The following is a 10,052-nucleotide window of genomic DNA, read 5'->3' on the forward strand; positions in this document are numbered from 1 at the left end:
GAATAAGCTCAGAACATCGTTAATGCTCTTTTATGCAGTTATGTTATACTATCAGGCACGGTAAAAAAGCGGCTTCTTCATTGATGTAATGTGAAAAAATAAAAATTTTTTTACCGCGTGGGCTAATTTGAGTTTTTCGACTCATATAAGTATAAAACGGATCATGAAAAGCGCCTACAAAAACTATTTTAGAGAAATTCTTAAAAAATATAGACAACAAACTGCTAGTTCTGAGGAAATAAAATTCCTGGAGTCTTACTACAATATGTTTGAGGTCAATGACGGGCTGATTAATGGTGACAACGAGTCTCAGTTTTCGGAATTAAGAGATGATATTAAAGCAAATATTGACAGGCGAATTGAACGTCCGAGAGTCCGAAAACTAAGTTATGGCTGGATGAAATACGGCGCTGCCGCAGCTGCGCTGCTGCTTGTTTCGGTTGCAATTTATCTGGTCTCTTACCGGCAAAAAAATGATCTGCTAGCACAAATGGATCGTACCGTTGTTCCTGGAAGTAATAAAGCGGTGCTTACACTAGCTAATGGGAATAAAATTGTATTGAACGAGGTTAAAACAGGAGAGGTCGCACAGCAGTCGGGGATCAACATCACTAAAAAAGATAATGGAGAAGTGATCTATCAGGTTTCAGCCAGCCCAGATTTAACTGAGGAAACTGCAATGAATACCATAACCACTCCAAACGGCGGTCAATATACTGTTGTACTCTCTGATGGTTCCAGGATCAAACTTAATGCAGCTTCTTCGGTAAGCTTTCCGACCTCATTTAAAGGGAGGGAGCGGGTAGTTGACCTCCATGGCGAGGCTTATTTTGAAGTTGCCAAAAATATTCAACATCCTTTTAAGGTGATTTCAGGTTTACAAACAGTAGAGGTTTTGGGGACGCATTTCAATGTGGAGGCCTATGCAGATGAAAGTGCAATCAAAACTACGCTTGTTGAGGGCTCTGTTAAAGTTGTAGCCGGAAAGCACCATATAATTATTTTTCCCGGGCAGCAGGCCAGCGTTAGCAGGGAAAGTACCGGTTCCATTGCTACCGCTCAGGTTAATCTGGATAAGGAGATGGCATGGATCAACGACGTGTTCATTTTTGATGGGGATAACCTGAAATCTGTAATGAGCGAAATTTCCAGATGGTATAACATTAAGATAGTATATAACGGAGCTATTCCTGATAAGAAATTCTTCGGCGGCATATCCAGGAACAGCAAACTTTCTGAGGTATTTAAAATCCTTGAGCTCAATCAGATAAAACTGAACTTAAAGGGCAAAACGGTATATGTATCGTATGACCCTTCCAATAATGAACAACCCTAAACCACCATACAAAACTAACCGAATTTTTAACTACAAACCATTTATCAGATGATAAGAAAACTACACCACCACCACTAGGAACCACAGGACTAAAAAGCCGAAAGTGTCTCACCACTTCCGGCTCAAAAAAAGGTCAACAGCCAGATGTTGAGGCCGGGCTGTTATTTATTCACTTAATTCTATTCCAAAAGTATGAAATTAACTTTTCTTTACAACCCCGCGTGCGAAATGCGGAGGGTAAAGTACAAATTCCTTATAGTGATGAAATTAACTGCTATTTTATTACTGATCGGCGCCATGCATTTGTCCGCCGCAAGCTATTCGCAAAAAATAAGTGTTTCCAGACGTAACACCACACTTGAGACTGTTTTTCAGGACATTAAACAGCAAACAGGCTATCTCTTTTTTTACAGCGAAGAGGTTAATGTGAACCGTGTGAAAATTCATGTTGCACTTAAAAATGTACCGCTTAGTGAGGCCCTGAGTGCCGTGCTGGAACAGCAGGGTCTGACCTTCAATATTATAAACAATACCATTGTCATCAGGAACCAGATCGGCAATAAAACCTTAGAAAGCATAAAAAATAACTTTGTCGAGATTTCTGGTCAGGTGACAGACAGCAAAACCAGGCAACCCATGCCTGGGGTGAATGTGTCGCTCAAGTCGAATTCCAATATTCGTACCCAGACCAATGCTGCCGGAGAATTCAGGATCGCTGCGCAACCAGAAGACGTACTTTTATTCACTTACGTAGGTTATCAGGTAAAGGAGGTAAAGGTTGGAGAGAAGAAGTTCCTGAACATTGAACTCGAAGATGAGGTTACTCAAATGAATGATGTAGTGATCACCGGTTATCAAGCCATAAAAAAAGATAGCTTTACGGGCACTGCTATAGCGATCTCCGGAGATCAGCTAAAAACCATAAATCCTCAAAATCTTTTACAGAGTATAGGTGCTTTTGACCCGTCATTCAGGCTTGTGCAAAACAATCTTGCAGGTTCAAATCCAAACAGAATACCTTCCATTAATGTACGTGGATCTTCGGCATTGCCAAGTGGTGATGGCGAAGTATTGAGAAGGGATGCGATTTCGGGTGGCGTGAACATGCCGGCATTTATCCTGGATGGCTATGAAGTTGATGTGCAAAAAGTATTTGATTTGGACGTAAACCGTGTGGCATCGGTTACCCTGCTAAAAGATGCGGCCGCTACTGCCATCTACGGAGCCAGGGCCGCTAACGGCGTGTTGGTTATTGTAACCAAAGCACCAAAAGAGGGTAAGTTACGGGTGAGCTATAATTACGAATTGAATGTTACCGGAGCAGACCTGAGTGATTATCAGGTGCTAAATGCTGAAGATAAACTAAGATATGAAGTGCTTGCCGGCCTGTACGACTCTAGTCACGAGAATATCCMTCAGGATCATTTAGAGGAACTGTATTATCATAAGTTCGCAAACGTAATCGGAGGGGTAAACACTTACTGGTTGTCGCAGCCGGTTCGTACCACGGCCGGACAGAAGCACTCTGTGTATCTGGAAGGTGGTTCTCAGGCATTCCGTTATGGTGTTGACCTGAGGTACCAAACCAGGCCTGGAGTGATGAAAGGTTCTGCAAGGGACCAGTATTCTGGGGGCATGAACTTTACTTATAATGTCAACAAATTTCAATTCAGAAATGACCTTTCTATTACTCAGGTGACGGGAAATGAATCTCCCTATGGCAATTTCGCGGACTATGTAAAAACAAACCCTTACTACCCGATGACCGATGCAAATGGAAACATTAACCGGGTGATAGATATCTGGGAAAATTCAGCAGGTGAAAAATCCTATATTTTCAACCCGTTATACGATGCACAACTGAGCAGTTTTAACAAATCCTCTTATATGGAGATCATCGATAACCTTTCTGCTGAACTGGAGCTAATGAAAGACCTTAAACTAAGGGGGCAGATGAGTTTAACAAGCCGTTCAAATACAGATGACATCTTCATTTCTCCCCTTGCTAATAGATATTACCTCTATGAAACGGCAAAAATTGATGAAAAGGGAGAATATACCAACAAAAACAGGAAAGAAACCTATTGGGACGGAAATATCCGCTTAACCTGGCTAAAGCAAATAGCCAAAAGCTATTTTAACGTGATGGCCGGTGTAAACATACGTACCGAGCTCTCGGATGCCAAGGAGTATACTGCCTTGGGTTTTGCCAATGACCGGTTTTCAAACATCGGATTTGCGAAAGGATATGCAGAAAATGGAAGGCCTTACAGCAGGCTTGAGCGGTCCAGGTTATTCGGCTCATTCATGAGCATGAACTATTCCTATGACAACAAATACCTGATGGATGCTACCGTAAGGATTGACGGCTCTTCCAAATTTGGTGTGGACAATAAACTTGCGCCTTTCTGGTCATTCGGACTGGGCTGGAATCTTCACAACGAGAATTTCCTCAAAGACAACAGTGTCATCAGTCAGCTTAGACTGAGGGTATCAACGGGACTTACCGGCTCTGTATTGTTTGATCCCTATCTCTCCAGAACGACTTACAACTACTCGTCTGATAACTGGTATTCAACCGGTATCGGTGCCACAGTGAACAATTATGGCAACGAAAATCTTTCCTGGCAAAAAACTTTAATGACCGATATCAGTATAGATTTAGGTCTGTTTAAAGACCGTTTAACCATTTCTCCTAAAGTTTACAGGAAATTTACCAAAGATATCCTTGCAGACATCACGCTTCCCCCATCAACGGGCTTCCTTTCTTACAAAGAGAACCTTGGGGATATGGAAAATAAAGGAGCTGAACTGGGGATAAGATGGGATGCCATTCGCAGAAAAGACTGGTCGGTAAACCTGACAGCAAACATGGTAGCCAATAGAAATCGTATTGTCAGGATTTCCAACGCCCTGAAAAAATACAATGACAAAGCCGATGAACTGCAATCAGTAGATCAAAAGGATGGAGGTTTCAAAGGAGTACCCTTGTTGAGGTATAATGAAGGTCAGTCCATCAATGCCATCTATGCAGTACGTTCCTTAGGTATAGATCCTGAAAACGGTCGTGAGCTTTATGTAAAAAGAGATGGGACACTTACTTACGATTACGACAAAAGAGATATCGTAGTGGTAGGCAATGCCGATCCAAAGGTCAATGGGTATTTCGGTGGAACATTCACCTATAAAGGCTTTAATCTTACTGCTAATTTCGAGACTTACTTTGGAGGGGATACGTACAACCAGACCTTGGTCGATCGGGTAGAGAACGCAGATGCAAGGTACAATGTAGATAAGCGGGTATTTGAAGGAAAATGGAAACAATCCGGTGACTTGACCTTTTACAAAAACATCGCAGATTTAGGCACTACAGAAGTAAATTCCAGATTTGTTCAAAAGGATAATCTGCTTAATCTGCAGTCGCTTTATTTATCCTACGATATAGATCAGAAATATGCCAAAAAACTGTCGATGTCTAACTTACGGTTTGCCGTAACTGCCAATGAGGTAACAAGATGGTCCTCGATTAAACAGGAAAGAGGGATTGATTATCCTTTTGCAAGAAGCATCACTTTTTCGGTCAACGCTACTTTTTAGGTCTTACTATTTAACAGATAAAATATAAAAATATGAACATTAAGTTGTTAATCGGTTTCATTTTACTTGCGGGCTCATTGAGTTCCTGTAAAAAATGGCTGGAAGTTCAGCCAGAATCAGAAATATCGGCTCCGGTTCTTTTCAGTACCGAAAATGGTTTCATGGAAGCTTTAAATGGAATATACATCAAGAGCACCAGTCATGACCTATATGGGAAAGAGCTGACATTTGGAACTACTGAAGCGCTTGCCCAAAATTTTTCTATTGGTACGGACGGACAGGACTACAGACAAACTTCCTTGTACAACTACACCAATGGAAAATTCATTGAACGTAAGGACAAAATATGGAGCGGCCTGTATAGTGCCATTGTCAATTGCAATTTGATATTGAGTAATATCGATGAGCGTAAAAATGTATTTACCGGATCAAACTATGAATTGATTAAAGGTGAAACCTTAGCCCTAAGGGCTTATTTACATTTCGACCTGTTGCGTTTGTTTGCCCCATCTTACCTCAAAAACCCAACAGCTCCCGGAATACCATTCGCAAAAAAATACTCCAAGGAGGTTACGCCAATGTCGTCGGTTACCGAAGTAATGGGTCTGTTGATTCAAGATCTGGAACAAGCTAAAACCTTAATGACTAATGATCCCATTCGCAGCGCGGGATATAAAGTCAACTACCCACTGGTCACAGATACAACCAAAAATACAGAAGAGAGCTCCCCAATATTGTTCCTCCAGAACAGAAGACATCACCTGAACTACTACGCGGTGTGCGGGACACTGGCCCGGGTTTATCTTTATAAAAATGATAAAGTAAATGCACTGAAAAATGCCAAGGAAGTGATCGACTCGGATAAATTCCCTTGGACCGCACAAAGCGATTTTATTGCTTTTGATGAAGCAAAAAAAGACCGTATCCTTTACAAGGAACTGTTATTTGGTTGGTATATCCCCGGCTCTGCAAAAGACATCAAAGAAAACTGGTTTAAAAGTGGTACCCGTGGTTTCTTCCTTTTGGAAGACGATGCAAGGTTAATTTATGAAGCGGGTACCGTTGGGGGAGAAGACCTTCGCTTCAAACAGTGGCTTACGCTAATGGCAGATGTAAGCAGCAGGTGGTATGACATTGTAAAGTACAATAGAAACTCGCTCAGTACAGAGGCAAATGCCAACTTGCATTACCTGATGGCACCCGCAATAAGGCTAAGTGAGATGTATTACATCGCTGCTGAATGTAGCTATGCAACAGATCCTGTACAATCGCTGAAATACTTTAATGAAGTACGTGCTGCCAGAGGATTTCAAAATCAGCTAACAGTTCCTTCGGAAGACGGTCTTATTAATGAATTATTAAAAGAAGCCCGCAAAGAATGGCTTGCTGAAGGCCAGATGTTCTACATGTACAAGCGACTTAATAAAGCTATTGCTGCACCAACAGGAAGTGCAATCCCGCCTTCAGATAAAATATTCGTATTGCCACTTCCGAATGATGAAATTGTTTACGGAGGCAGATAATTTATAAGAACATAATTATGAGAACTATAAAATCATATATCATCATCATCCTGCTACTATTGTCCATTGCCTCCTGCAAAAAAGCAGAAGAAATGGTGTTTAGTAATGAAGCCAATGTCTATTTCGATATATACAATGGTGACAAAGATAGCCTTGTCAGGACCTTTGCCTATACGCCTACCAAAGCTCAGGACACCTTGTTGTTACCTGTCCGGCTGTCAGGGATAAGAACATCTGTTGCCCGAACGTACAATGTACGGGTAGAATCGGATTCATCTACAGCTATTCCCGAACAACACTATCAGCCATTGAAAAGCACTTACACCATGCCGGCGGACGCGGGTACGGCCTATATTCCGGTCATCATGTACAACAAGGATAAGATTCTGGAAGAAAAATCGGTTTCTATCATTATCAAGCTGATTGCTTCTGATGATTTTGGTGTAAAAAATCCCACAATGCTGCGGGCTAAAGTARTATTTTCTGCCAAATTGGAAAAACCAGACTGGTGGGATACGTGGCTGACCAATTATTCAAGGACCAAGCACGAATTGTTTTACATCACGACCGGTCAAACTTCTATGACCACCGGTTCTCAAGGTGGCCTGGATGCACCTAAAAACCTTTACTATACTGGCTTGCTCACCATCATGATGAACAATCCTTTTAATTGGGTTACCAAGAATGTGGCTAAGGGGTATGTGTTGGAAGAAGTAACCCCTGGAAATTCGGATAGTTATTATTTTTTCAATACCGGAAATCCTAGTAAAAAAACGCTGCTGAGGAAAAATACACAGACTGGAAAATATTACTTCATAGATGAAAATGGAAAAGAAGTTATTTAAAAACATAAAGATGAGCCTTAGAAAAAAAATAGGATTAATAATATTGACTATAATCGCCCTGTCTGCCTGTCATAAAGATTTGGGCGATTATGAAATCAATATGCCCGCTGCACCAGAAGTGTCAAATCTTGATTCAGTTTATACTGCTGTAGTTGGAGATAGTTTAATCATCAAGCCCACTATAAAAAATACAAAGGGAGATGACATAGAACTGCAATGGCGCATAAGCGTGATGACGGGTAACGATGTAAAATTTATCGGGCCGGCACTTAGAATCATATTTGGCCTGGAGGCCCAAAGGTATGAAGCTCGCCTTACTGTTTACAATAAGACAAACGGAATGAAATATTTCCACGATTTCTTCGTAGATGGGGGTACAGAATTCGGCTCAGGTACCGCTGTATTGAGCTTGGAAAACGGCACCACTCAGTTCTCGTTTATTAAGACTGACGGAGAAGTGCAGGCGCGCCTGTATCAGGCCATGCAAGGAAAAGACCTACCAAAAGACCCTATGAATCTTTTCCTGATGAAAAATACTACTACAGGTGGTACACTCCTTGGCTATTGGATCATCACTAAAGGTGGTGGAATACGATTAAATGCCAATACTATGCAGGAAGATCCAAAATACCCTAACACCATTGCTGATAATTTTTTTGCTGCGCCCGATAAACTGGAGGTTGGCCAGCTCAAACAGCATCCTCAAGGTATATTGGCCGGTGTGATCAGCAATGCACTTACCTACGGAACAACCAATACCTGGGACCAATCACCTACTTATGGCATGTTTAGCGCGGCCGAAGGCGAGTATCAACTCGCACCTTCATTTATTATGAATTTTAACCAAAACCAGGGGACCTATTTTATCGGATTCGAACGCAATCTAAAACAGTTTGTCAGGCTCAACGTATATAATGGGCCCACCTATTTTGGTACGCAGTACGATTCTGAATCGACTGCAATATTTGATCCGAAAAATGTAGGGATGGACCTGATTCATATGGAACAGCTCAACAGCAGCGACTGCTTTGCTTATTGCAAAAGTGGAGAGGGAAAAATCTACGAGCTCTCTTTCAATGTGAAATTTACTGGTCCTTTTACCTTTAGCCCATTAAGAAAACGCCTTTTTATTCGCCAGGAACTCATCACAGAGAAAACCAAATGGCAAGGTGCCAAAAACGGAATCATCTACCTTAGCTCAGGATCTAAAGTATATAGATATAACCCAATCAATGAAGATGTAAGGGAGTTGTTAACCGATTTTGGTGGAGGGGAAGTAACGATGATCAGACTTTCTGAAAATGAAGAAACCATTATGGTGGGTGTAGCAGGTAGCATTTACTACCTGGATATTTCAACCGGAAAACTGGGAACATTCATCAAAAAGATTGAAGGAATCCCAGGTGCTCCGATAGATGTGGCAGTACGATAAATAAAACTTATAAAACATATGAAACTAAAATTTTTAATTCTTGCCGCCCTTGCACCTGTTGCAGTGGCCGCACAAACGCCTAATTTTACCATCACAGGAAAAATAGGAAATTTAAACAAACCAGCGAAGATTTATCTTGATTATACTTCTGAGGGCAATGGTCGCACTGATTCTGTGGAATTGGTTGATGGCAAATTTAAATTTTCAGGGAATATTGCAGGCATTGCTTCTTCGCGGATGACGCTTTCGCGTGAAGGCATCAGAGACAAAGAAATTTACGGTACCAAGGGACTGGGGGATGTGATCTATGTCAACTTCGGAAAGGAAGATATCAGCATTACGTCTGCAGATTCACTCTACAATGCAAAATGGACAGGTTCAAAGGTTTATGATGAAATGAAAGCTTTTGATGACCGGGTGGGGCCTACTGTAATGACTGTGCACCATAATGCGAATGTTACCATCAATAGGGCAACGCCTGAACAGCAGCAAGACACAATGTATTTTAAAGTATTGGACAAACAGGTACAGGCTTTCAGAAAATCACGTGGAGAAAAGATGTTGGAGTTTGCCAAAGCTAACCCCAACTCTTATTTCGCGTTGCAGGCATTATCTGAATTGGTAAGTGGCTACAATCTGGAATCAGCGATCGCCATGCCGATCTTTAATAAGCTTGGTGAGGAACTTCGTCTGTCTTATGGGGGACAAGGTCTTTATAAACTATTAAATGCACATACGGTGACTGCTTTAGGTGCCGTTGCGCCAAATTTTACACAGAAAGATGTAAATGGCAAGCTCGTTTCCTTATCAGATTACAAAGGGAAATTGGTACTGGTAGAATTTTGGGCGAGCTGGTGTTCTCCATGTCGGGCAGAAAGCCCAAACCTGCTTAAGCAATATGCTGCTTTCAAAGGCAAAGGCTTTGAAATACTAGGCGTTTCTGTAGATGGGGACAAAGTGAAATGGTTGGATGCCATCAAGAAAGATGGCCTGACCTGGACACAGGTATCTGATCTTAAAGGTTGGGACAATGATGCCCGCAAAGTGTACGGCATTTCGGGTGTTCCGGCAAATTTCCTGATCAGCCCTGAGGGAAAGATTATCGGCAGTCACCTGGTGGGGGAGGCGCTGAACAAGAAACTAGCTGAATTGCTGAATTAAGCAACTGCAGCAATTGCCTTCTGCCCCGGGCAATACCTTTATGGTTTTGCCCGGGGCAGAAATGCACAATACGTGACGAAATCAACATGTATCTTTCAAAAATGGTAATGATCATTATAAAAAAAACATTTACTACAGGTGTATTCCTACTACTGCTG

The 10,052-nt window shown here is 41.7% G+C and carries 6 protein-coding genes; all 6 read left to right on the plus strand.

Features of this window, described 5'->3' with window-relative positions:
* The first annotated feature begins 163 nt into the window (after nt 1–163).
* The 6 genes from AC1DG9_RS17020 (at nt 164) to AC1DG9_RS17045 (ending at nt 9,894) form a co-directional block, all read left to right on the plus strand.
* Nucleotides 164–1,336: a FecR family protein gene (locus tag AC1DG9_RS17020; protein WP_288879085.1), complete on the plus strand. Its 1,173-nt coding sequence runs from the start codon at nt 164–166 to the stop codon at nt 1,334–1,336.
* A 192-nt stretch (nt 1,337–1,528) separates the two neighbouring features.
* A complete protein-coding gene (locus AC1DG9_RS17025; RefSeq protein ID WP_477634936.1) occupies nt 1,529–4,933 on the plus strand; it encodes a SusC/RagA family TonB-linked outer membrane protein in 3,405 nt (1,134 codons plus the stop codon).
* 32 nt (nt 4,934–4,965) lie between these two features.
* Nucleotides 4,966–6,456, plus strand: coding sequence for a RagB/SusD family nutrient uptake outer membrane protein (locus tag AC1DG9_RS17030; protein WP_288879087.1), 1,491 nt, complete (start codon nt 4,966–4,968; stop codon nt 6,454–6,456).
* A gap of 17 nt (nt 6,457–6,473) precedes the next feature.
* Complete coding sequence (locus AC1DG9_RS17035) at nt 6,474–7,301, plus strand: DUF4843 domain-containing protein (protein ID WP_477634937.1); 828 nt, start codon at nt 6,474–6,476, stop codon at nt 7,299–7,301.
* Nucleotides 7,302–7,311: 10 nt separating this feature from the next.
* Nucleotides 7,312–8,733, plus strand: a complete 1,422-nt coding sequence (locus AC1DG9_RS17040; protein ID WP_288879088.1) for a PKD-like family lipoprotein — start codon at nt 7,312–7,314, stop codon at nt 8,731–8,733.
* 18 nt (nt 8,734–8,751) lie between these two features.
* On the plus strand, nt 8,752–9,894 hold the full coding sequence (locus AC1DG9_RS17045; RefSeq protein WP_288879089.1) for a TlpA disulfide reductase family protein: 1,143 nt from the start codon (nt 8,752–8,754) through the stop codon (nt 9,892–9,894).
* Nucleotides 9,895–10,052 lie beyond the last annotated feature (158 nt).

The sequence above is a fragment of the Pedobacter sp. 05L430 genome, from assembly GCF_056397585.1.

Bases quoted from the DNA above. Each gene is read 5' to 3' on its own strand.
- AC1DG9_RS17020 (WP_288879085.1), top strand. From the start codon at position 164: ATGAAAAGCGCCTACAAAAACTATTTTAGAGAAATTCTTAAAAAATAT.
- AC1DG9_RS17030 (WP_288879087.1), top strand. From the start codon at position 4,966: ATGAACATTAAGTTGTTAATCGGTTTCATTTTACTTGCGGGCTCATTG.
- AC1DG9_RS17040 (WP_288879088.1), top strand. From the start codon at position 7,312: ATGAGCCTTAGAAAAAAAATAGGATTAATAATATTGACTATAATCGCC.
- AC1DG9_RS17045 (WP_288879089.1), top strand. From the start codon at position 8,752: ATGAAACTAAAATTTTTAATTCTTGCCGCCCTTGCACCTGTTGCAGTG.